20 protein-coding genes are annotated in these 23,605 nt (G+C 63.7%); 13 read left to right on the top strand and 7 right to left on the bottom strand.

Annotated features, from left to right (window positions below; translation table 11 throughout):
- Positions 1-16: 16 nt before the first annotated feature.
- Both RBA41_RS27220 and RBA41_RS27215 read left to right on the top strand, forming a co-directional pair.
- The gene (locus tag RBA41_RS27220) at positions 17-412 is read left to right on the top strand and encodes a DUF3060 domain-containing protein (protein ID WP_306627515.1); all 396 of its coding nucleotides are present in this window, start codon (positions 17-19) and stop codon (positions 410-412) included.
- 129 nt (positions 413-541) lie between these two features.
- Positions 542-934: a DUF3060 domain-containing protein gene (locus tag RBA41_RS27215; protein ID WP_306627514.1), complete on the top strand. Its 393-nt coding sequence runs from the start codon at positions 542-544 to the stop codon at positions 932-934.
- Between the two features lie 268 nt (positions 935-1,202).
- Here RBA41_RS27215 and RBA41_RS27210 read toward each other — a convergent pair whose 3' ends face one another.
- Together RBA41_RS27210 and RBA41_RS27205 are read right to left on the bottom strand one after the other, a co-directional pair.
- On the bottom strand, positions 1,203-1,997 hold the full coding sequence (locus RBA41_RS27210; protein ID WP_306627513.1) for a ferritin-like domain-containing protein: 795 nt from the start codon (positions 1,995-1,997) through the stop codon (positions 1,203-1,205).
- Between the two features lie 26 nt (positions 1,998-2,023).
- The gene (locus RBA41_RS27205; RefSeq protein ID WP_306627512.1) at positions 2,024-3,214 is read right to left on the bottom strand and encodes a hypothetical protein; all 1,191 of its coding nucleotides are present in this window, start codon (positions 3,212-3,214) and stop codon (positions 2,024-2,026) included.
- 168 nt (positions 3,215-3,382) lie between these two features.
- Here RBA41_RS27205 and RBA41_RS27200 point away from each other — a divergent pair, with 168 nt between their 5' ends.
- The 3 genes from RBA41_RS27200 to RBA41_RS27190 are packed head-to-tail and all read left to right on the top strand — an operon-like array spanning position 3,383 to position 6,145.
- Positions 3,383-4,648, top strand: coding sequence for a lipoprotein-releasing ABC transporter permease subunit (locus tag RBA41_RS27200; RefSeq protein WP_306627511.1), 1,266 nt, complete (start codon positions 3,383-3,385; stop codon positions 4,646-4,648).
- Positions 4,641-5,348, top strand: coding sequence for a lipoprotein-releasing ABC transporter ATP-binding protein LolD (gene lolD / locus RBA41_RS27195; protein ID WP_306627510.1), 708 nt, complete (start codon positions 4,641-4,643; stop codon positions 5,346-5,348). The genes RBA41_RS27200 and lolD overlap by 8 nt, the downstream gene beginning before the upstream one ends.
- A 2-nt stretch (positions 5,349-5,350) precedes the next feature.
- A complete protein-coding gene (locus tag RBA41_RS27190) occupies positions 5,351-6,145 on the top strand; it encodes a TatD family hydrolase (RefSeq protein ID WP_306627509.1) in 795 nt (264 codons plus the stop codon).
- A gap of 18 nt (positions 6,146-6,163) precedes the next feature.
- On the opposite strand, the gene RBA41_RS27185 is transcribed toward RBA41_RS27190, so the two are convergent.
- Entirely contained in the window at positions 6,164-6,919 is a 756-nt protein-coding gene (locus RBA41_RS27185; protein WP_306627508.1) for an SDR family NAD(P)-dependent oxidoreductase, read from the bottom strand.
- Positions 6,920-7,053: 134 nt separating this feature from the next.
- Here RBA41_RS27185 and RBA41_RS27180 point away from each other — a divergent pair, with 134 nt between their 5' ends.
- The 3 genes from RBA41_RS27180 to RBA41_RS27170 all read left to right on the top strand — a co-directional run bounded on the left by RBA41_RS27180 (position 7,054) and on the right by RBA41_RS27170 (position 11,106).
- Positions 7,054-7,941, top strand: a complete 888-nt coding sequence (locus tag RBA41_RS27180; RefSeq protein WP_306627507.1) for an AraC family transcriptional regulator — start codon at positions 7,054-7,056, stop codon at positions 7,939-7,941.
- Positions 7,942-8,015: 74 nt separating this feature from the next.
- Positions 8,016-8,681, top strand: a complete 666-nt coding sequence (locus tag RBA41_RS27175) for an alpha/beta fold hydrolase (RefSeq protein WP_306627533.1) — start codon at positions 8,016-8,018, stop codon at positions 8,679-8,681.
- Positions 8,682-8,748: 67 nt separating this feature from the next.
- Positions 8,749-11,106, top strand: a complete 2,358-nt coding sequence (locus RBA41_RS27170; RefSeq protein ID WP_306627505.1) for a DNA internalization-related competence protein ComEC/Rec2 — start codon at positions 8,749-8,751, stop codon at positions 11,104-11,106.
- 20 nt (positions 11,107-11,126) lie between these two features.
- Here the strand turns inward: RBA41_RS27170 and RBA41_RS27165 are convergent, their stop codons facing one another.
- Entirely contained in the window at positions 11,127-11,543 is a 417-nt protein-coding gene (locus RBA41_RS27165) for a helix-turn-helix domain-containing protein (protein WP_306627503.1), read from the bottom strand.
- An 84-nt stretch (positions 11,544-11,627) separates the two neighbouring features.
- Here RBA41_RS27165 and RBA41_RS27160 point away from each other — a divergent pair, with 84 nt between their 5' ends.
- The 3 genes from RBA41_RS27160 (at position 11,628) to dcd (ending at position 13,684) form a co-directional block, all read left to right on the top strand.
- Positions 11,628-12,014 carry a phosphopantetheine adenylyltransferase gene (locus RBA41_RS27160; RefSeq protein ID WP_306627501.1) on the top strand — a complete coding sequence of 129 codons (387 nt, stop codon included), beginning with the start codon at positions 11,628-11,630 and terminating at the stop codon, positions 12,012-12,014.
- Positions 12,015-12,146: 132 nt separating this feature from the next.
- Positions 12,147-12,950, top strand: a complete 804-nt coding sequence (locus tag RBA41_RS27155) for an alpha/beta fold hydrolase (protein ID WP_306627499.1) — start codon at positions 12,147-12,149, stop codon at positions 12,948-12,950.
- A 164-nt stretch (positions 12,951-13,114) separates the two neighbouring features.
- Entirely contained in the window at positions 13,115-13,684 is a 570-nt protein-coding gene (dcd, locus tag RBA41_RS27150) for a dCTP deaminase (RefSeq protein ID WP_099879511.1), read from the top strand.
- 13 nt (positions 13,685-13,697) lie between these two features.
- On the opposite strand, the gene RBA41_RS27145 is transcribed toward dcd, so the two are convergent.
- The 3 genes from RBA41_RS27145 to RBA41_RS27135 all read right to left on the bottom strand — a co-directional run bounded on the left by RBA41_RS27145 (position 13,698) and on the right by RBA41_RS27135 (position 18,237).
- Positions 13,698-15,092 carry a hypothetical protein gene (locus RBA41_RS27145; protein WP_306627498.1) on the bottom strand — a complete coding sequence of 465 codons (1,395 nt, stop codon included), beginning with the start codon at positions 15,090-15,092 and terminating at the stop codon, positions 13,698-13,700.
- Positions 15,093-15,238: 146 nt separating this feature from the next.
- Positions 15,239-17,491 (bottom strand): arginine/lysine/ornithine decarboxylase, encoded by a 2,253-nt coding sequence (locus RBA41_RS27140; RefSeq protein ID WP_099882760.1) that lies wholly within the window; start codon positions 17,489-17,491, stop codon positions 15,239-15,241.
- 248 nt (positions 17,492-17,739) lie between these two features.
- The gene (locus RBA41_RS27135; RefSeq protein WP_306627496.1) at positions 17,740-18,237 is read right to left on the bottom strand and encodes a dihydrofolate reductase; all 498 of its coding nucleotides are present in this window, start codon (positions 18,235-18,237) and stop codon (positions 17,740-17,742) included.
- Positions 18,238-18,607: 370 nt separating this feature from the next.
- On the opposite strand from RBA41_RS27135, the gene carA reads away from it, so the two are divergent.
- Positions 18,608-19,765, top strand: a complete 1,158-nt coding sequence (carA, locus tag RBA41_RS27130; RefSeq protein WP_306627494.1) for a glutamine-hydrolyzing carbamoyl-phosphate synthase small subunit — start codon at positions 18,608-18,610, stop codon at positions 19,763-19,765.
- The gene (gene carB / locus RBA41_RS27125; RefSeq protein ID WP_306627493.1) at positions 19,758-23,594 is read left to right on the top strand and encodes a carbamoyl-phosphate synthase large subunit; all 3,837 of its coding nucleotides are present in this window, start codon (positions 19,758-19,760) and stop codon (positions 23,592-23,594) included. The genes carA and carB overlap by 8 nt, the downstream gene beginning before the upstream one ends.
- The last annotated feature ends 11 nt before the right edge of the window (positions 23,595-23,605 follow it).

Below are 23,605 nucleotides of genomic sequence, written 5' to 3'. Positions count from 1 at the left end.
TCGATAAGGGGCATCGATGTTGTTTAATACCAATTTTGTGCGCGCCGTTGGCGTTGTCTTCGCTGCCGGGGTGAGCCTGCACAGCGCCGCCATGGCGCAGGAAAAAGGGGTCGGCGCGATTTCCGTGACCAGGGAAGTGATCGAAGTCAGCGGCAACGGCCATCAGCGTACGTTCCCATGCAATGGACGCAAGGCGGTGGTCGAAGGTTCCGACCATGTCATCACTTTTACAGGTGTGTGTGCGAGTCTCGACGTTTCGGGCGGGAATAACAGCGTTACCGTCCAACTTGCGCCGCAGGGCTCCCTGACGGTAGCCGGTGCCGACCACAAGGTGCGCTGGCAGTCCACGGGCGAACCCAACCAGGACCTGAGTGGGGGGAAACACCAGATCGTCAAGCTGCCATTGAAATGATAGATTGTTCGGCGCAGCGACAGCGGATTCGCACATGGGTAACGGTCATGCCCGTTGGTGAAGCATGAAAGTTGTCGAATTCACATCGGATTATTATAATTCCGGCAACGATTTCTTGAAAGGGTTGTGATGTCATTACGTGTCCTGATTACATTGAGTATGGCGGCCGCTGCCGCCTTTGGTGCCGCTGGCGCCGCAGTTGCTGACGAAGACAGTGTCGGCGCCGTTGCGTCGGGCAAGGACAGGGTTCAAGTCAGCGGCAATGGACATCAACGTTCATTCCCGTGCGATGGCCGCCGCGCGGTCATCGAAGGAACCGACAACGTCATTACGTTTTCGGGCGTGTGCTCCGCGCTGGAAGTGTCCGGGTCGGGCAATTCCGTCACGATTCAACTGGCTCCGAAAGCCCCCCTGACCGTGGAAGGCGTGAATAACAGCGTCCGCTGGCAATCCACTGCCGAACCTAAAAAGAATATTTCAGGCGTGAACAACCGGATCGTCAAGATGTCGGGCGGGGGCTAAGCACGTGTAGGGCTGGCGTCGAGACAGCGCTGGCAACCGCCACAGCGCACGCAACCGGCGCAGCGAATGCGCCCGCCGAAGCGCACGCCGCCGGCGCAGCGCACCCAGCCGCCGTAGCGCACCCAGCCGCCGTAGCGCACCCATGCGCTACGGCCAGATTGTGCCCAATCGTCGTGCCGTTTGCGCCGTTTGCATCGGTCGCGCCGGTTGCATCGGGCGCATCAGTCACCGCGAAAATCCGCAAGCGTCCAGACGTATTACCGCGGTATTAAGGAGGCGGCGGCGACTGCGACTGCAACTGCGACTGCGCCGGCAGCTCGTCGACCTCCACATCCCCGTAAGTCAGCCCGATAGCCTCTTCGTACCACGTTTGGGTCAGCGCCAGATGCTCGCGCTCTTCGTTCAGCGCCTGTGTAAAACGGTCGACCATGTCCGATAATCCATGCTCATCCGCCAGCGCTACCAGGGTTTCCCAGCCTGCCTTGTCGCTCAGCTCGGCTGTGACGATGGCGTGCAGCGACTGTGCAATGCTGGTACGCGGGTCGTTCAATACCTGCACCAGCCCGAGCGACTCCACCCCGACCAGATCGGCACTGGGCGTCTGCGACGTCGGGTCGCCCCCCAGCGATTCGATCGCATCGGCCAGCATCAGGAAATGGCGTGCTTCATCGGCGCGTATCTGCTCCAGGTCTTCGATTGTCATGCTGATTTCGCCTGCCAGCATCACCTCGCACTTGGTAATCAGCGCGTCGTACAAGCGCGTGCCGGTGCGCTCGTAGGCCAGCCGTTCGCCCAGCTTGTCGAGCAGGATTTGTGGGCTCTCGCCCTTGAGCATCGACACCCCCATCGTCACGGCGCCGGTGATGGTGCCGGGAAGGGGCACCGATCCCAGCGCATCGGCATTGGCGATGTACTCGCTGCGCAACTCGGCCAGCGCCATTTCATCGACGCCATCGCTGTCCATCAGGGCCGGCTCAACATCCTGCATGGCCTTGCTGTCGATGGGCGACATCTGGATGCCCGTGCGGTTCATTCCTATGTGTTCAGTCTGTACGTTACTCATATCTTGTCTCCTGTTCCCAAATGCGCTCAGGGCACGGCGACGCCGGCGGCGGCCAGCATGCCTCTGCGAGTGAGCTCGGTTCCCGGGCGCCAGATATACCCGGCGGCGACCATGTCGCTCGGTGAACCGTCGGCGTTGACCATGCTGCGGTAGTTGAGCGAGAGCGGGCTTTCGAACTCCTTGCCGACGAAGCGGGTGCCGTCGGTGCGCAGGTCGACTTCGCTGGCCAGGACCTTGCGCACGAAGTCGCGCTGGCTGTGCAAGGCAAGCGGGCTGGCAAAGTCGCTCGTGACGATTTCAGCCGGGTCGCGCCGCTCGAACTGCTTGAGCGCCTCGCACGCCATGTTGAAATGCCCCAGTTCGTAGTCGAGAAAGCGCTCCCAGACCGCCCGGATGTGGTGGTTGGTTTCCTGCTCGACGCAGCTGTAATAGGTATAGCACTCGGCCGCCTCGTGCAGCAGCCATTGCTCGATCCAGGATTCGCCAGGGTCGAGCATGGATTCGTACTGGGTCACGTGCTGCTCTTCGATCGACGCGATTTCGGCATACAGCTGGCGCGCCAGCGGGTCGGAGAACAGGGGGCCGATGTTCTGGTAATAGTCGTGCGTCTGGTATTCGCTTGAGACGATGGTCAGCGCGTTGACCTTGGTCTGGAAGGCGGCCGTGCGGGCGTTGTACGGTTCGCGCAGTTCATCCTCGGGCGCGCGGTGGTGCTCGGCCGTCGGGCGGCCGGGCAGAATATCGGTGTAGCTCTGCAGGATATTGTTCGCGTCCTTGCCCTCCAGCCGGTCCAGCAGGGCCGAATAGCGGTACAGATGGTCGAAGTCTTCCAGCAGGCCGAAGCGGTAGACCTGCGCCAGGTACGGGTCTGGCTCGTTCTGCGCGACGGCCGCGGTGACCTCGATGGCAACCTGCTCGTAGGCGACCGTCGTTTCCAGCGGCGAATGGTCGGCCGCGATGAGCCAGTTGACCAGGGTGGCCTGGTGTTGTTCGGTCCGCCGCACCTTGGCCAGCGGCAGGCGCAGCTCGCGGTTGAAGCGGGCCGCCAGATGGCCGAAACGCAGTGCTTCGGTCTCGAGCCCGTTCGCGAGGATGACCCGGATACGCGTGAATGCGTCGTCGTCGAGCTTGCTGATCGGTTTTTGCACCAGCTCGCGCCACGTAAAGCGCTGCTTGTCGATGTCCACGCCTTTTGAATCGAAAAGACTGAATGCCATGATATGCCTCCATTCTGCGGTATTGAGTTGGAGTGCGCACGCGGCGCCAGGTTCAAAGTTTTTTTGTAAAAACCACGGCGGCAACGCGTGATTCAATTGTGGCAACCCTGCCCGGGATGCGCTTTGTGTGGCAAACTGCGCACTTGCAATCAATCACTGCCGGGGCACATGAGCATCATCCACAACTTACCGTACGAATGGCTGGTCGGCCTGCGCTACACGCGTGCCGGCAAGCGTAGTGGCCGCAACAGCTTTATCTCGTTCATTTCCCTCATTTCCGTCTCCGGCATCGCCCTCGGCGTGGCAGCGCTGATCGTCGTGCTGTCGGTGATGAACGGCTTCCAGAAAGAAGTCACCGATCGCATGCTGTCGGTGCTGGCCCATATCGAAGTGTTCGACCCGCGCGGCACGATGCCTAACTGGCAGACGGCGATGCAGGACGCGTTCAAGAACCCGGCGGTCAAGGGCGCCGCGCCGTTCGTCGAAACCCAGGGCATGCTGCTGCGCGATGGCGTGATGCGCCCGGCCGTCATTCGCGGCATCCTGCCGCTGGAAGAACACAAGGTGTCCGATGCGGCCGGCCAGGTGCGCCAGGGCAGCCTGTCCGCGCTGGTGCCGGGCCAGTTCAACATCGTCATGGGCTACGCGCTGGCGCGCTCGCTCGGCATCGGCATCGGCGACAAGGTGACCATGCTGCTGGCGCAGGCCCAGACCACGCCGGCCGGCATGCTGCCGCGCACGCGCTCGTTCACCCTGGTCGGCATTTTTGAAGCCGGCCATTACGAATATGACGCCAGCTTCGCCTTCGTGCACCTGGAAGACGCGCAAAAGATGGAGCGGCTCGACGCGCCATCGGGCCTGCGCCTGCGCATCGCCGACATGCACGCCGCGCCCGCGGTGGCGCAGGAACTCAAGGCGAGCATGCCGGGCGGCTTGCGCATCCGCGACTGGTCCGAGCAGAATGCCACCTGGTTCGCCGCCGTGCAGACCGAGAAAAAGATGATGTTCGTCGTGCTGACCCTGATCATCGCCGTCGCCGCCTTCAACCTGATCGCCACGCTGGTGATGACGGTGACCGAAAAGCAGGCCGATATCGCCATCCTGCGCACGCTCGGTTCGTCGCCGCGCTCGATCATGAAGATCTTCATGATCCAGGGTGCGCTGGTGGGGCTGATGGGAACCCTGGCCGGCGTCGGCCTGGGCGTGCTGGTAGCGCTGAACATCGATGTCATCGTCCCGTTTATTGAACGTTTATTAGGAGTACAGTTTTTGCCCAAGGATATCTACCTGATCAGCGCCTTGCCATCCGATTTGCGCTGGCCCGACGTGGCCAAGATCGGCGGCGTGGCCGTCGTCCTGTCGTTTGTCGCCACGCTCTACCCGAGCTACACGGCGTCGCGCGTCAAACCTGCGGAGGCGCTGCGCTATGAGTAACCTGAACAAGCCCGGCGACGCGCCGGTTCTCGCCTGCCGCGGGCTGGGCAAGACCTTCACCCAGGGCACCTATTCGGTTCCGGTGCTCACCAACGTCGACTTCAGCATCTATCGCGGTGAACGCGTGGCGATCGTCGGCGCATCCGGCTCCGGCAAATCGACCCTGCTGCACCTGCTGGGCGGCCTCGATACGCCGACCACCGGCTCGGTGACCTTGCTGGGCAAGGACTTCGCCAGTCTGTCGGAAACCGCGCGCGGCGACCTGCGCAACGAGGCGCTCGGCTTCGTGTACCAGTTCCACCATCTGCTGCCGGAGTTTTCGGCGCTCGACAACGTCGCCATGCCGCTGCTGATCCGCCGTGAAAAGCGCGCGCTCGCCATCGACAAGGCGCGCGCCGTGCTAGAACGCGTGGGCCTGGCCAAGCGCGTGGTGCACGTGCCGGGCGAGCTGTCCGGCGGCGAGCGTCAGCGCGTGGCCCTGGCGCGCGCGCTGGTCACCCAGCCTGGCTGCGTGCTGGCCGACGAGCCGACCGGTAACCTCGATCACGCCACCGCGCAGCAGATTTTCGACCTGATGCTCGAACTGTCCAAGACGCTGGGCACCGCTTTCGTCATCGTCACCCACGATATCGAACTGGCGCGCCGCTGCGACCGCGTGCTGCGCCTGACCGAACACGGACTGCAACCGGCCGAACTGTGACCATGTGGATCGACACCCACTGCCATCTGGACGCGCACGAATTCGGCGCCGAATCGCCGGAGGTGGCGCGGCGGGCGGGCGAAGCAGGGGTGTCGATGATTGTCATTCCCGCGGTCGAACGGGGTAATTTCGACACCGTGCGCCAGCTGGCCGCCAGCGCGCCGAATGCCAGCTACGCGCTCGGCATCCATCCGATCTATGTGCCCAACGCGACGGAAGATGATCTGCTGGCGCTGCGCGCGGCGGTGGAAGGGGCGATGGCCGACCCGAATTTCGTGGCCATCGGCGAGATCGGACTCGATTTCTTCATCCCGATGCTGTGCGAACCTGCCATGCGCGAGAAGCAGGAGCATTTTTTCCGCGAGCAGTTGCGCATCGCGCGCGACCTGGGCCTGCCGGTGCTCATGCACGTGCGCCGTTCGCAGGACCAGGTGCTCAAGCATGTGCGCCAGATCCGCCCGGCCGGCGGCATCGCACATGCGTTCAACGGCAGCTTCCAGCAGGCCCAGGTCTACATCGACCTCGGTTTCAAGCTGGGGTTTGGCGGCGCCATGACCTTCACGCGCGCCTTGCAGATCCGGCGCCTGGCTGCCACGCTGCCGCTCGCATCGATCGTGCTTGAAACCGATGCGCCGGATATTTCGCCGGCCTGGATTCATCCGGGCCGCAACAGCCCGGAGCAACTGCCGGCCATCGGCGCCGTGCTGGCGGAGCTGCGCGGATTGACGGTCGATGAAGTGCGTGCGGCCACGTGCGCCAACGCACTGGCCGCGCTTCCACGCTTGCCGCTCCTGTAGCCATCATCGGGCGGTGGTTCAGATGCCCTGGCCGCCGGAGACTTCGATGCGCTGGGCGTTGACCCAGCGGTTATTCTCCGACAGCAGGCTGGCGATCATCGGTCCGATGTCGTCCGGCAGGCCGACGCGGCCCAGCGCCGTCATGGCGGCGAAGGTCTGGTTCAGCTCCGGATTGTCGCGCACCACGCCGCCGCCGAAATCGGTTTCGATGGCGCCCGGCGCCACCGTGTTGACGGCAATGCCACGGCCGCCGAACTCCTTTGCCATGTACACGCTGAGCGTCTCGATTGCCGCCTTGACCGCCGCGTAGGCGGCGTAGCCCGGGTAGGTCAGGCGCGTCAGGCCCGATGACAGGTTGACGATGCGCCCGCCGTCGGCCATCAGCGGCAGCAGCGCCTGGGTGAGGAAATAGACACCCTTGAAATGCACGTTCACCAGGCTGTCGAACTGCGCTTCGTTGGTCTGCTCGATCAGGGCGTAATCGCCATGGCCCGCATTATTGACAAGGTGATCGAAGCTGTCGCGCTGCCAGATGTCGCGCAGCACGGTGCGCAGGTTCGCGGCAAACGGCGCAAAACCGGCGACACTGCCCATGTCGAGCTGGAAGGCGACGGCTTTGCGTCCCATCGCCTCGATCTCGGCCACCACGGCGCGCGCCTCGTCGGCGCGCGACTGATAGGTGATGATCACGTCATTGCCGCCCCGGGCAATGCTCAAGGCGGTGTTGCGGCCCAGGCCGCGGCTGGCGCCGGTAACGATGGCAATCTTGGTCATGCTGAACTCCTGCTGTGTGGGGGAAGTTCATCTTAGGGCGCGAAGGCGCGGGCAAGGTAGCCGGAACCTCGCGCTTGTTTGCCTATTCCTCCAGGCCGCGCCGGCGACGGTCAGGAATCGGTTAGGATTGCAGCATGACTGAGACCCTGCTCAATACCGTCCGCCGGTACGTGGACGCGCACGCCAACGCCGCCGGCCTGGCGCAAACGCCCATCGCCGGCCTGACAACCATCCGCGCCACCGCGCCCACTGGCTTGCAGCACGCAATCGCGCGGCCGCTGGTTTGTCTGGTACTACAGGGAAGCAAGGAGGTCGCCATGGGGAACGAGTGCGTGACCTACCATCCCGGCGATTCCCTGCTCATAACAGCGGACGTGCCGACCATCAGCCAGATCACGCGGGCCAGCGTGGACGCACCCTATATCTCGCTGGTGCTGGACCTGGACCCGGCCGTGCTGGCCGAACTGACCGCGCAGATGATGGCGCTGCCGCGTGTCGACGGCGCACCGGTCGAACCGACCGATGCCGAGGTGGCCGATGCGGCGTTGCGGCTGATGCGCCTTCTGGAACGGCCGGCATCGGTGCCGGTGCTGCATGCGCAGCTGGTGCGCGAACTGCATTACTGGCTGCTGGCGGGACGGCACGGGGCGGCCATCCGCCGGCTGGGCGGGCCGGACGGGCATGCGCAGCGGGTGGCGCGCGCGGTCGCGCTGCTGCGGGCCGAATTCGCGCAGCCGCTGCCGGTCGAACGCCTGGCCGCCACCGCCGGGATGAGCCCATCGTCGTTCCACCATCACTTCCGCGCGGCGACCTCGCTCTCGCCGCTGCAATTCCAGAAGCACTTGCGGCTGATCGAGGCGCGCCGGCTGATGATGTCGGACGGCGTATCGGCCAGCAGCGCGGCGTTTGCGGTCGGCTACGAGAGCGTGTCGCAGTTCACGCGCGAATACGGACGGATGTTCGGCTTGCCGCCGATGAAGGATGCCGAAGCAATGGGGCAGCGGACGCACGCGCCGGGGTAAGCGCAGGACGTGCTAAAGTGGTCTTGATATCAGTATTGCCTAAATAACATTAGCCCCATCCGTCGACTGGCGGCATCGCCGCCAGCGCGACCGCTGTCCCGAGCGAGGCGGACCTGCGCTTCGAGACGTATATCGCCGACGCCACCGCCTGGCTGGCCATGCTCAAGGCCGACAAGCGCTTCTCAAGCGTCAGCGTGATCGGTCACAGCGAAGGCGCCCTGATTGGCATGCTGGCGGCCAAAGCCGGCAACGCGCGCGCATATGTGTCGATTGCCGGTGTGGGACGCGGTGCGTCGGCCGTGCTGCGCGAGCAGCTTGCGCCGGCATTGCCACCGCCGCTGGCCAGGGAAAGCGAGCGCATTCTCGCGGCGCTGGAGGGCGGGCGCGAGGCCGGCAATGTGCCGCCCGAACTGGCGGCACTGTACCGCGCAAGCGTGCAGCCCTACCTCATTTCGTGGTTCAAGTATGTGCCGGCGACGGTCATCAAGGACCTGAAGATGCCCGTGCTGCTGGTCCAGGGCAGCACCGATCTTCAGGTTCCGCTTAGCGAGGCTGAACTGCTGCACAAGGCCCTGCCGGCCGCGCAACTTGTTGTGGTGCCGGGGATGAACCACGTGTTGAAGGAAGCATCGCTTGAAAAGGAGCGCCAGGCCGCGACCTACACCGACCCCAAATTTCCGTTTGCGCATACGCTGGTTCCGACGATTGCCAGCTTCTTGCGCAAGGCATCGAAAGACTGACGTGCGCCAAAGTGCGGTGCAGCGGCCAATGGCATGCTAGGGGTTTTGTCCACGTCTCCGGGGAGCCATGCGCGCCGCCATATTGGGATTTGCCTGTGGCGCCGCCGTGCTCCAAATTCAGGCGGTGCTGCCGTCGCCATCGACCATGTTCGCGTTCGCTGCCATCGCAGTCCTGCTGTGCTTTTTGCGCGGTGTTGCGAGGTTGGCGCTGGCCGGTGCATTGGCCGGGTTCTGCTGGGCCGCGCTGGCCGCTCATCTGGCGCTGGCGCCGGAACTGGCCAAAGCCGACGAGGGGCGCGACATCACGCTCGTCGGCATCGTCGACAGCCTGCCGTACCGGTTCGGTAACGGCGTGCGCTTCAATTTCAAGGTCGAACGGGTTCTCGACGCGCAGGTTACGGTGCCGCCGCGCGTTTCGCTGGCATGGTATGCCGGCTACCGCGAAGCGTTGCAGCCGATCGGCGACGTGCAGCCCGGCGAGCGCTGGCAGCTGGTCGTGCGCCTGCAACGCCCGCACGGAAACGCGAACCCGCACGGCTTCGATTACGAGGCATGGCTGCTGGAGCAGGGCGTGCGCGCCACCGGCTACGTGCGGCCGGGAGGCGGCAGGAACCGGCGCCTCGACGGCTTCGTTGTCGGTTTATCGAACGTGATCGAACATTGCCGGGCCACGCTGCGCGAACGTATCCTGCGCGCGCTGCCAGGCAAGGAATACGCGGGCGTGATCGTCGCCCTGGTTGTCGGCGACCAGCGCTCGATCGGGCAGGCCGATTGGGACGTGTTCAACCGCACCGGCGTCGGCCACCTGATCTCGATCTCGGGCCTGCACATCACCATGGTGGCGGGGCTGTTCGCGTCGCTCGCCTCGGCGCTGTGGCGCCGCTCGTTTTTCACCGGCGCGCAGCTGCCGCTGCTGATGCCGGCCCAGAAGGTGGCCGCATTGACGGGCGCCGCGGTCGCGCTGCTTTACGTGCTGCTGGCGGGCTTTGGCGTGCCGGCGCAGCGCACCTTATATATGTTGATCGTGGTCGCCGCAGCACTCTGGTTCGGCCGGCTCACTCAGGTATCGCATGTGCTGTGCATGGCGCTCGGCCTGGTCGTCGTGCTCGACCCTTGGGCAATCGCCTCGCCCGGCTTCTGGCTGTCGTTCGGCGCCGTGGCGGCCATTCTGTTTGCAACCACCGGGCGCACCATTGTCAGACAATCGCGCTGGCGCGGTATGCTGCTGGTGGGCGCGCATACGCAGTATGTGGTCACGCTGGCGCTGGTGCCGCTGACGATGCTGCTGTTCTCGCAGGTGTCCATTGTCAGCCCGCTGGCCAATGCGCTGGCGATTCCGGTCGTCAGCTTCGTCGTCACGCCGCTCGCGCTGGCCGGCAGCATGCTGCCCGCACCCGTGTCTACCTTGCTGCTCAATGTCGCGCACTACGCCGTGCAAGCGCTGGCCTGGGTGCTCACGTGGTGTTCGGGACTGCGCTTTGCGGTGTGGAACGCACCGACGCCCGAGCCCTGGCTTTTCGCGTTCGCGGTGATCGGCACCTTGTGGATGCTCGCTCCGCGCGGCTGGCCGCACCGCTGGACCGGGCTGGCCGCATGGCTGCCGCTGCTGACCGCGCAACCGACCGCGCCGGCGCCTGGCGAGGTGCTTGTTACCGCGTTCGACGTGGGGCAGGGCATGGCGGTGCTGATCGAAACCGGTACGCACCGGCTGCTGTACGACACGGGACCGGCGTACACGCCCGAGTCGAACGGCGCGAACCGGGTGATCCTGCCGTACCTCAAGGGGCGCGGCATCGGCTTTCTGGATGGCGTTGTCGTCAGCCACAGCGACATCGACCATGCCGGTGGCGGGCGCACGCTGCTCGGTGCGGTGAGGGTCGGGTGGGTGTCGTCGTCGCTGTGGCCGGATCATCCGATTGTCAAAGCCGCGCCACGCCACATCCGCTGCACCGGCGGGCAGCAGTGGACCTGGGATGGGGTGCGCTTCGAGATGCTCCATCCGACCGTGGAGAGCTATGCGGACGCCAGCCTGAAACCAAACGCTCGCGGCTGCGTGCTGCGGATCACGGCGGGCGAACATTCGATCTTGCTGGCGGCCGACATCGAGGCTGCGCAGGAGGCGAAGCTGGTCGCCGGGTCGGCGCAACTGCTGCGTGCCGAGGTGTTGCTGGCGCCACACCATGGCAGCGGCACCTCGTCGACGCCGGCTTTCCTGGCCGCCGTGCAGCCACGCCTGGTGCTGTTCCAGGTCGGCTATCGCAACCGCTACCATCATCCCAAGACGGAGGTGGTGGGGCGCTACGAAAAACTCGGCATCGAACGCTTGCGCACCGACGAATCGGGGGCGATCATGCTCGATTCGGCCAGCGGATTTGCGCCGGTCGAATATCGCCGCGCGCATGCGCGTTACTGGTATGGCAAATAGGTCCTCGTTTTCATGGCCGATCATTCTTGGGATGCGCGCACAAATAGTACGTTGCCGCTTAAAAGTTTTGTCAGTGGCAGTCCGAACATGGCCTTGAAAGCGGCGCTCAGGTGGGCGGAGCTTGAAAAGCCAGCTTCATGTGCCGCTTGCGTGAGCGTCCTGCCGTCCAGCACGTTCAACATGGTGGCCTGAAGCCTTGCCCACAAGCGATAGCGGCGATACGACACACCTGTCTGCTCCTTGAAAAGGTGCTGAAACCGGGAGGACGACAGACCTACGTGGCGCGCATGCCCCGCTGCGTCTGTCTCATCCGCTGGCGACGCCAGCAACGCGCCCGCCACTTTCCGGATCCGCGCATCCGTGCCTGCGGGATACAGGGACAGAAGGGCTGCGAGCCGTTCGCGTGTGGCCCGCCAGCCTGCGGCGCTGCGATCCATGCCAGCCAACAAGCCGATAGCGCCGCGAGCGGGCCGTCGTTAGAATCGTTCACTTCGACTACCCCACCGATCAAGGAAAATACGATGCAACGGCTTATCCCTGCCATGCTGATCATCGCCGCACTGATTCACCTCATCCCTGTGACAGGCGTGCTTGGTGAAGTGCATCTCGCTCAGCTCTACGGAGTGCGTATCCAGGACCCGAACTTGCTCATCCTGATGCAACATCGTGCCGCCATGTTCGGCTTGTTAGGATTACTCCTGATGGCCGCGGCGTTCATTCCTGCCTGGCGGCCTCTCGCCTATATTGCCGGGCTGGTCAGCGTAACATCGTTCGTGATGCTTGCGTGGTCGGTAGGGAACTATAACTTTTCGGTAGGGCGGGTGGTAATGGCCGATATTGCCGTAACTGCTTGCCTGCTCGTCGCACTTGCCGCCGACTACTGGCCTGGCCTTTTTTCAAGGGCCTGATACCCGCCTTGTCGATCTCGCTGAATTAATGGAGAAGCGGCAGCGCGAGCCTGGGCTACGTCGCCACGCTGACAGTAGGGGTTTCCCTCTAATCCTGTAGGGCCGGCCGCGGAATCGTCTTACAATCGAAAAATGACGACACCGATCCTCCATTTCTCGCACGGGAACAGCTTCCCGGCCGGTAGCTATCGCAAGTTCTTCGACCAGCTGCGTCCGGACTACGACATTCGCGCGGTCGACATGTATGGGCACGATCCGGCTTACCCGGTCAGCGACGGCTGGCCCAAGCTGGTCGAGCACCTGATCGCCACGCTGGAAAGCTACGGCGGGCCGGCCATCCTGGTCGGCCATTCGCTGGGCGGGATGCTGAGCATGATGGCGGCCAGGGAGCGGCCGGACCTGGTGCGCTGCGTGGTGATGCTCGACTCGCCCGTGGTGGCGGGCTGGCGCGCCATGCTCTGGCGGCTGGTGAAATCGAACCAGAACTGGAGCGATTATCTTTCGCCGGCCCGCCTGTCGCGCCGGCGCCGCACCGTGTGGCCCACCGTGCAGGCAGCCTACGAGCACTTTGCCTCCAAGCCCGTGTTCGCGGCCTGGGCGCCCGGCGTGCTGCACGATTATCTGGAGCATGGCCTCGAACCCCATCCGGACGGGGTGCAGCTGCGCTTTTCGCGCGATGTGGAAACCGAGATTTACCGTGGCTTGCCGCACCATCTCGGCAGCGTGATGAACCGGGCCTACCCGGTGCCGATCGGCTTCATCGCCGGCACCGAATCGGTGGAGCTGCGCCAGGCCGGCCTGGACGCCACGCGCAAGCTGGTGGGCGACAATTTCGCCGAAATCCCCGGCGGCGGGCATCTGTTTCCGATGGAGTCGCCCGAACTGGCGGGCCGCCTGACGCGTGCAATGATCGCCAGACTGCTCGCGCAGCGCTAGAAAAGCGCGGCGATGCATCGCCGCTCTACCGGAGAAAACAGGCCGCGGAACTGCCGCCGGCAGGCACTTTTCGCGTAAAATCGCGGGAAATTCTCTCTTTGCCGTGCAAACTGCGCGGCAGGGACAGCGCAACCTGACCAATTCTCTCTTCTGGAACGACACGTATGAGCATTAAATCTGATAAATGGATCCGCAAAATGGCTGCGGAAACGGGCATGATCGAGCCTTTCGAGCCAGGGCAGGTCAAGGAACTCGATGGTCAGAGAATCGTTTCATACGGCACCTCGAGCTACGGGTACGATATCCGCTGCGCCGATGAATTCAAGCTGTTCACCAATATCAATACCACCATCGTCGACCCCAAGAATTTTGACGAGAACAATTTCGTCGACGTCTCGGGCAAGGGCTTCTGCATCATTCCGCCCAATTCGTTCGCGCTGGCGCGCACCGTCGAATACTTCCGGATTCCGCGCAATGTGCTGACGATCTGCCTGGGCAAGTCGACCTACGCCCGCTGCGGCATTATCGTCAATGTCACCCCGTTCGAGCCGGAATGGGAAGGTTTTGTCACGCTCGAGTTTTCCAACACCACGCCGCTGCCGGCAAAAATCTATGCCAACGAAGGCGTGGCGCAGGTGCTGTTCTTCGAATCGGACGAAGTGTGCGAGGTATCGTACAAGGACCGCGGCGGCAAATATCAGGGGCAGGTTGGCGTTACCCTTCCCAAGGCCTGATTGCCGCAGCCTGCTATCGATAACCGGCATGGTATAGAAGGTTCAGCAAGTGGCGAGCGGTCGGGGCGCTGATTGCCGATCGCGATGCCGAGCTGATGGTTTCTTCAATGCGCGAGCCGGGATCGTCCGACACCATCGCGAAGTGGCCATTCTTCTGGCATTCCATGACCACCACGCCGGCAGGGTGGCGGTACCGCGTGAGCGGGTGGGCGGCGGCGACCCACAGCGGTTGATCGGTATCGAGCCCGATGAACGGTTTCAGCATGGGGAGAAGCTTGCCGTAGTTACTCTGCGCGCCGTGATGCGGCACCATCTTTGTACACGCCAGCGCAAGCTCTGCCGCGTAGTACAGCGCAAACTGGTCCAGTAACTGCTGATTGGCAAAGCCCATATCGCCAACGCCCAGCCAACCGACGCGCCTGGTCGAATCCTGTACAGGGTGAATGGGACGGTTTTCCAAACCGCACTCGACAGTGAATCGAGTGTAAGCCGTGTGCACCCTGGTGCGGGGGCCGGAATACAGGCAAAGCGATACTTCGTTGTAGTCTCCGAATACGCGTACGCCATTCTCGGACAAACTTTCATAGGCTTTGCCGAGGAGCTGTTTGACGGTGTCCGCTGTTGTGGTGGCAGATGAGCTGGTGGCGGCGACCGGCGTGCCGGTCGGGATTTTAGCGGCGCGCGCTTTGCGCTGGGTCGATGGTTTTCCGGGCTGTTTGCCGAGCGCCTCAAAAAGTTCGTTCAGAATCTTTGCCGTATCCGGATTCTGCGCCGTTCCGGTCACGGTGTCCGCGGCACGCTCCATGATCGCTTTGAGCTCTGCAAATTCAGGGCGCTTGAACATGGCTTTGACAAGCGGCGCGAAATTTGTCTCCAGCGAGTAAAAACGGAACATCCAGTCGGCATCCTCGACATAATAGGTGACGTTGATCTTGCCGGCTTTAACCAGCGCCGGGTCGAGCGGTTCCAGCACAGCGTGCGGATTATCGCCGTCGGGTTCCTCCGGCCGCTCCATGTCCAGCGCACGGATGACGCGCAGCGCGTCGATGGCAGCGACAATCTCGGCCTGGCTACGTTTGTCCAACACATAGCAGCACAACAACCAGACCAGCAGGTTCTTGTCCAGGCGATGGGGCAGGAATACCCGCTTGAATGTATAGCCGGCATCGATCAGCAGCTTCACGCCGATGAAGTGGTCCATGTCGAAACTGGAAATGACCAGCCAGTCGAACGATTTCTCGTGGTCTTCACGATGCAGGCCCGCTAGCACCGCTTCGATCGCGCCCGGTTTGCCCGATCCGCAATCGTAGATATAGCGGAATGGTTCGTCCCCCACCAGCATGTCCGCCATGTGAAAACCGCCCTGGCCGACCGGGTGCTGGACGCGCTTGACGAGGATCTCGTGCATGACAATTCCTTTGGATGAGCTTGCTATGCCCGCAAGCTTGCCATGACGCGGATGCGCGAATACTCCTCAATTGTCACGGGTCCTGTTCCTGTCCATAAAAAAAGGAACCCGAAGGTTCCTTTCATGCGTGTTGCATGGGCTGGTGATTACTGGCGCACGCAATCGACGAAATAACCGCGCTTGCCATCGACTTCGCGCTTGACCAGGCCGTGCACGTCGGTCTCGAAGCCGGGGAAGCGCTCGTTGAAGTCGCGCGCAAAGCGCAGGTAGTCGACGATGGTCTTGTTGAAGCGCTCGCCCGGGATCAAGAGCGGAATGCCCGGCGGGTAAGGCGTCAGCAAGATCGCCGTGATGCGGCCTTCCAGCTCCTCGATCGCCACGCGCTCGATCTCGCGGTGCGCCATCTTGGCAAAGGCGTCGGACGGCTTCATGGCCGGGATCATGTCGGACAGGTACATCTCGGTCGTCAGGCGCGCCACGTCGTAGGTCTTGTAGAAGTCGTGGATCTGCTGGCACAGGTCGCGCAGGCCCATCGCTTCGTAGCGCGGATTGGCCGCGGCGAACTCCGGCAGGATGCGCCACATCGGCTGGTTCTTGTCGTAGTCGTCCTTGAACTGCTGCAGCGCCGTCACCAGCGTATTCCAGCGGCCCTTGGTGATCCCGATGGTGAACATGATGAAGAACGAGTACAGTCCGCACTTCTCGATGATCACGCCGTGTTCGGCCAGGTACTTGGTGACGATCGACGCCGGAATGCCGGACTCGCCGAACACGCCGTCGAGCGACAGGCCGGGGGTGACCACGGTTGCCTTGATCGGGTCGAGCATGTTGAAGCCCGGGGCCAGGTTGCCGAACCCGTGCCAGTCGTCCTCGGCGCGGATCATCCAGTCGTCCTGGGTGCCGATGCCTTCTTCCGAGAAGGTGTCCGGGCCCCATACCTGGAACCACCAGTCGTTGCCGAATTCGGCGTCGACCTTCTTCATGGCGCGGCGGAAGTCGAGCGCCTCGAAGATCGATTCCTCGACCAGCGCGGTGCCGCCCGGCGCTTCCATCATGGCCGCGGCGACGTCGCACGAGGCGATGATCGAATACTGCGGCGAGGTGGAGGTGTGCATCAGGTAGGCCTCGTTGAAGGCATCCTGGTCCAGCTTGACCGTTTCCGATTCGCGCACCAGCACCTGCGAGGCCTGCGACAGGCCGGCCAGCAGCTTGTGGGTCGACTGGGTCGAGAAGATCATCGATTCCTTGGCGCGCGGGCGGTCCTTGCCGATCGCGTGCATGTTCTTGTAGAAGTCGTGGAAGGTCGCATGCGGCAGCCACGCTTCGTCGAAGTGCAGGGTGTCGATCTTACCGTCCAACATTTCGCGCAAGGTCTCGACGTTGTACACCACGCCGTCGTAAGTCGACTGGGTGATGGTCAGGATGCGCGGCTTCTTGTTGACGGCCTGGCGCGCGAACGGATTGGCTTCGATCTTGCGGGCGATCGATTCGGGGGTGAACTCTTCGAGCGGAATCGGGCCGATGATGCCGAGGTGGTTGCGGGTCGGCATCAGGAACACGGGAATCGCGCCGCACATGATGATCGAGTGCAGGATCGACTTGTGGCAGTTACGGTCCACCACGACGATATCGCCGGGAGCGACCGTGGAGTGCCACACCATCTTGTTCGAGGTCGAGGTGCCGTTGGTGACGAAGTAGCAGTGGTCGGCATTGAAGATGCGCGCCGCGTTGCGTTCGGACTTGGCGACCGGGCCGGTGTGGTCGAGCAGCTGGCCGAGTTCTTCGACCGCGTTGCAGACGTCGGCGCGCAGCATGTTCTCGCCGAAGAACTGGTGGAACATCTGGCCGATCGGCGACTTCAGGAAGGCCACGCCGCCCGAGTGGCCGGGGCAGTGCCACGAATACGAACCGTCGTTGGCGTAGTTGACCAGCGCGCGGAAGAACGGCGGCGCCAGGCCGTCGAGGTAGGACTTGGCTTCGCGGATGATGTGGCGCGCCACGAATTCGGGCGTGTCCTCGAACATGTGAATGAAGCCGTGCAGCTCGCGCAGGATATCGTTCGGGATGTGGCGCGAGGTGCGCGTTTCGCCGTAGATGTAGATCGGGATGTCCGAGTTCTTGTGACGGATCTCTTTCACGAACGCGCGCAGCGCGATCAGGGCCGAATCGGTGTCTTCGATCGAACCGGAGCCGAATTCCTCGTCATCGATCGAGAGCACGAAGGCCGAGGCGCGCGACTGCTGCTGCGCGAACTGCGACAGGTCGCCATAGCTGGTGACGCCGAGTACCTCCATGCCCTCTTTTTCCATCGCCTCGGCGAGCGCGCGGATGCCGAGGCCGGAGGTGTTCTCGGAACGAAAATCCTCGTCGATAATGACGATTGGGAAACGAAATTTCATGGACAGCTCCAAAGCGAAGCGCCGCGAGGGAAGTCCGCGCCTGTTGCGGGACGCCGCTCGCGGCACCGATAAAAAATAAGAAGCGGATTTTCGCAGAAATGGCGGCAATCCGGTGAAAAAACTTTTGCTAGATTAACTACATGCGGGTGCTAGTGTCGCACAACATGCGCACACGCGCGCGCACGTGCGCAGGCTCGTCTTGCCAGGCTTTGCCGGTCCGGCCTGGCCAGTGCGTCCCGCCCGGGAAATCAACCCGCTTTGCTGTAGGTGACGAAGGCGTAATCGAAGCCGTTGCCGGCCGAATGGTGCGATTCGCGCGCCGTCTCGATCCATTCGTCCGGGTCGAGCGCCGGAAAGAAGGCGTCGCAGGCGAAGCTGGCCGCGATCTCGGTGACGATCACGTGCTGCGCCAGGGCCATGGTCTGCGCATAGATCTGGGCCCCGCCGATGACGAAGGCCGGCGCATCGCCATCTCCACCTCCCGCCAGCGCGAGCGCCTCCGGCACCGAGGCGGCGCGTTCGACGCCTTCATGACGCCAGTCGGGATTGGTGGTGATGACGATGTTGCGCCGGTTCGGCAGCGGGCGGCCGATGGAATCGAACGTCTTGCGGCCCATGATGATCGGGTGCCCGGTGGTCAGGCGCTTGAAGTGCGCCAGGTCTTCCGGCAGGCGCCAGGGCAGGGTGTTGTGAATGCCGATGCCGCGCGCCGCGTCCATTGCAACAATGAGTGAGAGTGTTGTCATAAAGCTTGGTTTCAAAGAAATCAGAATGTCGCCATTATCATCGAAATTCGCCCGTTTGGACGATCTTGATCCGGCGAAAACGACGTTGCGCCCGGCGTGCGCCCGGATAGTTTCCGGATGAAAAGTAACAAACTCTCACACTATTGTTTTGCCGTATATCCTTAATTACAAAGGGGAAATTGGCAAAGTCGAAACTAAGTGTTGGGATAAAACGTCACAGATTAATTTCTGTATGGCAACTGCTTTGTTTGCTGTATCGTACTTGAACACTCGCCGCAACAGAGATGGAAATAGCAATTTTTTCTGATCGGATTGCAAGGGAAAACGTCGCTTGGACCGGGCTGCGGGTGACCTACAGTCTGGAGACCACATGAAGCACCCACTTAGTAACAGCAACGGCGCCCACCCGCGTGCGACGCTGGCCTTGCAGGACGGCACGCTGTTCGAAGGCAGCGCCATCGGCGCCACCGGCCAGACCAGCGGCGAAGTCGTTTTTAATACCTCCATGACGGGATACCAGGAAATCCTGACCGATCCGAGCTACACGCGCCAGATCGTCACGCTGACCTATCCCCACATCGGCAACACCGGCATCAACCCGGAAGACGGCGAATCGGCGCGGGTGCAGGCGGCCGGCCTGATCATCCGCGACCTGCCTTTGCTGGCCTCGAATTTCCGCTCGACCCAGAGCCTGTCCGACTATCTCGCCCAGCAGGGCGTGGTGGCGATTGCCGATATCGATACCCGCAAGCTTACCCGTCTGCTGCGCGAGAAGGGCGCGCAGAACGGCGCCATTGTCGTCGGCGGCGAGCCGGGACAGGCGCTGGCCCTGGCGCGCGCCTTCCCCGGCCTTGAAGGCATGGACCTGGCGCGCGTCGCCTCCACCCAAGCGGCCTACCAATGGAACGAAGGCCCGTGGCAGCTGGGCGCCGGTTTTGCGCCGGCGCCGGCGCCGCACCTGCACGTGGTGGCCTTCGACTACGGCGTCAAGAACAACATTTTGCGCATGCTGGCCGGGCGTGGCTGCCGCGTCACCGTGCTGCCCGCGCAAGCGGGCGCGCGGGAAGCGCTGGCGCTGGCCCCCGATGGCATCTTCCTGTCCAACGGCCCGGGCGACCCGCAAGCCTGCGACTACGCCATCGAGGCCGCGCGCACCCTGATCGACAGCGGCACGCCGGTTTTCGGCATCTGCCTCGGGCACCAGATCATGGCGCTCGCTTCGGGCGCGCGCACGGTCAAGATGAAGTTCGGCCACCGCGGCGCCAATCACCCGGTGCAGGATCTGGCCACCGGCAAGGTCGCCATCACCTCCCAGAACCACGGCTTCGCGGTCGATGCGGCCACCTTGCCGGCCAACTGCCGCGTCACCCACGTGTCGCTGTTCGACGGCACGCTGCAGGGGTTCGAGCGCACCGATCGTCCCGCCTTCTGCTTCCAGGGCCACCCCGAAGCCTCACCCGGCCCGCACGACCTGGCCGGTCTGTTCGACAAATTCGTCACCATGATGGAAAGCCGTCAACATGCCTAAGCGCTCAGATATCCGTAGCATCCTGATTATTGGCGCCGGCCCGATCGTTATCGGCCAGGCCTGCGAATTCGACTATTCCGGGGCCCAGGCCTGCAAGGCGCTGCGCGAGGAAGGCTACAAGGTCATCCTCGTCAACAGCAACCCGGCCACCATCATGACCGACCCCGAGATGGCCGACGTCACCTACATCGAGCCGATCGCCTGGGAAGTGGTGGCGCGCATCGTGGCCAAGGAGCGTCCCGACGCCATCCTGCCGACCATGGGCGGGCAGACCGCGCTCAATTGCGCGCTCGACCTGCACCGCCACGGCGTGCTGGCCGAATTCGGGGTCGAACTGATCGGCGCCACGCCTGAAGCGATCGACAAGGCCGAAGACCGCGCCAAGTTCAAGGCCGCCATGACCAGCATCGGGCTGGCCTCGGCCCGCTCCGGTGTGGCCCACAGCATGGCCGAAGCATGGGAAGCGCAAGGTCCGCTCGGCTTTCCGGTGGTGATCCGGCCATCGTTCACGATGGGCGGCAGCGGCGGTGGCATCGCCTACGATGCGGCGCAGTTCCACACCATCTGCCAGCGCGGGCTGGAACTGTCGCCCACCAACGAGCTGCTGATCGAAGAGTCGCTGCTCGGGTGGAAAGAGTTCGAGATGGAAGTCGTGCGCGACAAGCTCGATAACTGCATCATCGTCTGCTCCATCGAAAACCTCGACCCGATGGGCGTGCACACGGGCGACTCGATCACCGTGGCGCCGGCGCAGACGCTGACCGACAAGGAATACCAGATCATGCGCAACGCCTCGGTGGCGGTGCTGCGCGAAGTGGGCGTGGATACGGGCGGCTCGAACGTGCAGTTCGCGGTCAATCCGCTTGACGGCCGCATGATCGTCATCGAAATGAATCCGCGCGTCTCGCGTTCGTCGGCGCTGGCCTCCAAGGCCACCGGCTTTCCGATTGCGCGCGTGGCCGCCAAGCTGGCGGTCGGCTTCACCCTCGACGAACTGCGCAACGAAATCACCGGCGGCGCCATGCCGGCCTCGTTCGAGCCCTCGATCGACTACGTGGTCACCAAGATCCCGCGCTTCGCGTTCGAAAAATTCGCCGGCGCCGACGATCACCTGACCACCCAGATGAAATCGGTGGGCGAGGTGATGGCGATCGGCCGCACTTTCCAGGAATCGTTCCAGAAGGCCCTGCGCGGCCTCGACATCGGCGTTGACGGCGTGCGCCGCGACGGCATGCAGACCGGACGCGCCGTGATCGAGGAAGAATTGTCGAAACCGGGACCGGACCGCATCTGGTACGTCGGCGAAGCCTTCGCCCAGGGCTTGACCCAGGAGGAAGTGCACGCCTGCAGCGCCATCGACCCATGGTTCCTGGCGCAGATCCACGACCTGGTCGCGGTCGAGCAGTGGCTCGAACAGCAAACCCTCGCCGCGCTCGACAAGCCGGTGATGTACCGCCTCAAGCAGCAGGGCTTCGGCGACCGGCGCCTGGCGGCGCTGCTGGGCGCCACCGAACAGGCGGTGCGCGAAGCGCGCCACGCGCTCGGCGTGCGGCCCGTGTACAAGCGGGTCGACACCTGTGCGGCCGAGTTTTCGACCAGTACCGCCTATCTGTACTCCACCTACGACGACGAATGCGAAGCGGCGCCCAGTTCGCGCAGCAAGATGATGGTGCTGGGCGGTGGCCCGAACCGCATCGGCCAGGGTATCGAATTCGACTACTGCTGCGTGCACGCGGCCATGGCCCTGCGCGCCGATGGGTACGAAACCATCATGGTCAACTGCAATCCCGAAACCGTCTCGACCGACTTCGACACTTCCGACCGGCTGTATTTCGAGCCGGTGACCCTGGAAGACGTGCTCGAAATCGTCGCCCTCGAAAAACCGGCCGGCGTGATCGTGCAGTACGGCGGCCAGACCCCCTTGAAACTGGCGCTGGCGCTGGAAGCGGCCGGCGTGCCGATCATCGGCACCTCGCCCGACATGATCGACGCCGCCGAAGACCGCGAGCGCTTCCAGCAATTCCTGCAAAAGATGGACCTGCGCCAGCCGCAGAACCGCACCGCGCGCACCGAACCGGAAGCGGTGCGCCTGGCCGAGGAAATCGGCTACCCGCTGGTGGTGCGTCCATCGTATGTGCTGGGCGGTCGCGCGATGGAAATCGTGCACGAGCAGGCCGACCTGGAACGCTACATGCGTGAAGCGGTCACCGTTTCGCACGATTCGCCGGTGCTGCTGGACCGCTTTTTGAACGACGCCATCGAGGTCGACGTCGACTGCGTGTGCGACGGCGTGCGTACCCTGATCGGCGGCGTGATGGAACATATCGAGCAGGCCGGCATCCACTCGGGCGACTCGGCCTGTTCGCTGCCGCCGCACTCGCTCAGCGCCGCCACGGTGGCCGAGATCAAGCGCCAGACCGCGCTCATGGCACTCGAACTGAAGGTGGTCGGCTTGATGAACGTGCAGTTCGCGGTCCAGCAAAAGCGGGTCGACGGACGCGTGCACGACGTGGTCTACGTCCTTGAAGTGAACCCGCGCGCATCGCGCACCGTGCCGTTCGTGTCCAAGGCCACCGGCATGCAGCTGGCAAAGATCGCCGCGCGCTGCATGGCCGGGCAGTCGTTGGAGAGCCAGGGCATGCTTGAAGAAGCGGTGGCGCCGTGCTTCAGCGTCAAGGAAGCGGTATTCCCGTTCGCAAAATTCCCTGGCGTGGACACCATCCTCAGTCCCGAAATGAAATCGACAGGAGAAGTGATGGGTGTCGGTTCGACCTTCGGCGAAGCCTACTTCAAGGCCCAGCTGGGCGCCTCGGTCAAGGTGCCGCGCGCGGGCCTGGTGTACCTGCGCGTCAAGCGTGGCGACCAGGCGCGCGCGGTGGTGCTGGCGCGCCAGCTGAGCGGCGCCGGCTTCACCCTGTGCGCCAGCCTGGTGACGGCGACCGTCATCCGCGCCGCCGACCTGGCGGTCGAGGACATCGACGACGCCGTCATCATGGACCGCCTGGCCGCGCGCGCGATCGCCCTGATGGTCCTGACGGTCGATGAAAAGCGCAGCGCCGTGGTGGCATCGCGGCCGCTGCGGGTGGCGGCGCTGGCGGCCGGCACGGTGGTGTGCACCACCATCGCCGCCGCCGAATGCATGTTTGAAGCGGCCCGCCACGCCGACAGCTACAGCCTGGCTTCGCTCCAGGAACTGCACGCCAAGCATCCCGAGGCCGCACCGGCGCCGCACGCACGCGCGCTGCCCAGCGCCGCCGACCTGGCTGCCGCGTCCACCATCCTGCCCGAGCGGCGCGCCCGTTTGCGCGAACGCACGGCCGGCGGCACGCCGCTCAAGCTGTTCATCCGCCAGCCGTTCACGGAATCGGACGCCGAGCAGCAGCGCCTGATCGGCGACATCATGGACCTGATCGACAGCGCCAACGGCATGCCGCATCCGTTCGACTACCTGACCGGCACCCGCGCCGAAAGCGCGGACACCTTCAAGAAGTCGTTCGAGCGCGATTACCACCTGCCGTTCACGCCCAAGAACTTCCGCGACCACCGTCTCGGGCTGCTCGACCATGCCGATGCGGTGGTCAACATCCGGGTCGGCATGAGCGAGAGCAGCGCCTTCGAGCTGGGATACCACATCTTCAAGGGCCGCTGTTCGCCCGTTCTGTTTTTGGTATGGAAGCACGCACCGATCAAGACCACCCTGATCCGCGAGCTGCAGGACCTGTGCGATGTCACCTACCTCGAATTCGAGCACGTCGACGAGCTGCGCAAGGGCATCCACGCATTTTTCAGCACTATCCGGCACGGCGCAAGCAACACCACCAATTACTAGTCACACAAGGA

The organism is Massilia scottii (genome assembly GCF_030846495.1).
GTDB classification, from domain to species: Bacteria; Pseudomonadota; Gammaproteobacteria; order Burkholderiales; family Burkholderiaceae_D; genus Telluria_A; species Telluria_A violaceinigra.
Note: the sequence above shows the minus strand (reverse complement) of the source record. Positions and strands in the feature narration are given on the sequence as shown.

Excerpts from the sequence above, each read along its gene's own strand:
- carB (WP_306627493.1), top strand. The coding sequence starts at position 19,758 with ATGCCTAAGCGCTCAGATATCCGTAGCATCCTGATTATTGGCGCCGGC.
- RBA41_RS27170 (WP_306627505.1), top strand. The coding sequence starts at position 8,749 with ATGCGCGCCGCCATATTGGGATTTGCCTGTGGCGCCGCCGTGCTCCAA.
- RBA41_RS27180 (WP_306627507.1), top strand. The coding sequence starts at position 7,054 with ATGACTGAGACCCTGCTCAATACCGTCCGCCGGTACGTGGACGCGCAC.
- RBA41_RS27215 (WP_306627514.1), top strand. The coding sequence starts at position 542 with ATGTCATTACGTGTCCTGATTACATTGAGTATGGCGGCCGCTGCCGCC.
- RBA41_RS27140 (WP_099882760.1), bottom strand. The coding sequence starts at position 17,491 with ATGAAATTTCGTTTCCCAATCGTCATTATCGACGAGGATTTTCGTTCC.
- dcd (WP_099879511.1), top strand. The coding sequence starts at position 13,115 with ATGAGCATTAAATCTGATAAATGGATCCGCAAAATGGCTGCGGAAACG.
- RBA41_RS27155 (WP_306627499.1), top strand. The coding sequence starts at position 12,147 with ATGACGACACCGATCCTCCATTTCTCGCACGGGAACAGCTTCCCGGCC.
- RBA41_RS27165 (WP_306627503.1), bottom strand. The coding sequence starts at position 11,543 with ATGGATCGCAGCGCCGCAGGCTGGCGGGCCACACGCGAACGGCTCGCA.
- lolD (WP_306627510.1), top strand. The coding sequence starts at position 4,641 with ATGAGTAACCTGAACAAGCCCGGCGACGCGCCGGTTCTCGCCTGCCGC.
- RBA41_RS27135 (WP_306627496.1), bottom strand. The coding sequence starts at position 18,237 with ATGACAACACTCTCACTCATTGTTGCAATGGACGCGGCGCGCGGCATC.
- RBA41_RS27145 (WP_306627498.1), bottom strand. The coding sequence starts at position 15,092 with ATGCACGAGATCCTCGTCAAGCGCGTCCAGCACCCGGTCGGCCAGGGC.
- carA (WP_306627494.1), top strand. The coding sequence starts at position 18,608 with ATGAAGCACCCACTTAGTAACAGCAACGGCGCCCACCCGCGTGCGACG.
- RBA41_RS27220 (WP_306627515.1), top strand. The coding sequence starts at position 17 with ATGTTGTTTAATACCAATTTTGTGCGCGCCGTTGGCGTTGTCTTCGCT.
- RBA41_RS27200 (WP_306627511.1), top strand. The coding sequence starts at position 3,383 with ATGAGCATCATCCACAACTTACCGTACGAATGGCTGGTCGGCCTGCGC.
- RBA41_RS27190 (WP_306627509.1), top strand. The coding sequence starts at position 5,351 with ATGTGGATCGACACCCACTGCCATCTGGACGCGCACGAATTCGGCGCC.
- RBA41_RS27185 (WP_306627508.1), bottom strand. The coding sequence starts at position 6,919 with ATGACCAAGATTGCCATCGTTACCGGCGCCAGCCGCGGCCTGGGCCGC.
- RBA41_RS27160 (WP_306627501.1), top strand. The coding sequence starts at position 11,628 with ATGCAACGGCTTATCCCTGCCATGCTGATCATCGCCGCACTGATTCAC.
- RBA41_RS27205 (WP_306627512.1), bottom strand. The coding sequence starts at position 3,214 with ATGGCATTCAGTCTTTTCGATTCAAAAGGCGTGGACATCGACAAGCAG.
- RBA41_RS27210 (WP_306627513.1), bottom strand. The coding sequence starts at position 1,997 with ATGAGTAACGTACAGACTGAACACATAGGAATGAACCGCACGGGCATC.